Source organism: Algoriphagus aquimarinus, from assembly GCF_007997215.1.
Classification (GTDB): domain Bacteria; phylum Bacteroidota; class Bacteroidia; order Cytophagales; family Cyclobacteriaceae; genus Algoriphagus; species Algoriphagus aquimarinus_A.
The window spans coordinates 1-887 of sequence record NZ_VORW01000051.1 but is presented as its reverse complement, the minus strand read 5'-3'; the positions used below and the strand labels follow the sequence as shown (position 1 = coordinate 887).

Genomic DNA, 887 nt, shown 5'->3' with positions numbered 1-887 from the left:
ATTCCCTCGATGAAACCCTTGGACTTTTCAGTTGGATTGAGCAATTCCTTCACGAACTGATCGTATGCCTTATTGTCTCGAAGAGAAGTGTACAGCCAGTCGCTAATATTGTATCGACCTCCCGTGATGTAGCCCGTGCCGGTGTAATCATTTCGCAAGGCGTCATTCCAGAAAGTGAGCCAATGCGTGGCATAATCATCTGATTGGCTCAATAATTCCTGAAGCCAAATACTTCGTTTGTCAGTCCTAGTGTCTTGTCTGAATTCATCCAAATCCTGTGGACTCGGAATCATTCCTGTGATATCTAAGTAGATTCTTCTTAGATAGGTTTTATCATCAACGACGCCTTTCCACTCTAGCTTGTTTTCCTGGAAATATTCATCAACCCAGAGATCGATTGGGTTTTCCAAACCAGCTTTGTAAGCAGGTAGCGTAGGATTTCTAGGAGCCAATTCGGCAACACGATAAACAGACTGCTGGGCAGCGCCATCTGGCCATGGAGCTCCTTTGGCTATCCAAAGTGCGATCAATTCCTTTTCATCTTTGCTGAGTAGTTTGCCTTTGGAAGGCATTACATCGTCGTGGTTTTTGCCCAGGTTAATCCTTCGGATAATCTCACTTTCACTGGGATTTCCGGGGATTAGAATCTGACCATTTTCGCCTCCGGCAAAAACAAACTCTTTTTCATCCAAGCGTAATTCCCCTTCGATTTTTGCTCCGCTGTGGCACTTATAGCAATTGTGGGCCAAGACCATCCGAACTTCCCCGATCAGTTTCATTTCTTTCTCAGGGGAAAGTTCTGTTTCGTAAGAGGCAAGGTTTATCGGAGTTTTTTCAATTTCTAATTCATCATCGATACTGCTAGGTAAAACTTCCGTAAGGAAATC

Annotated in this window: 1 protein-coding gene; it reads right to left on the bottom strand. The window is 44.1% G+C overall.

Translation table 11 applies throughout. The annotated features are described in order from the left end of the window. Window positions 1–887 (bottom strand): DUF1549 domain-containing protein (locus ESV85_RS22115; RefSeq protein ID WP_146921522.1); only part of this gene is annotated, 887 nt, incomplete at both ends.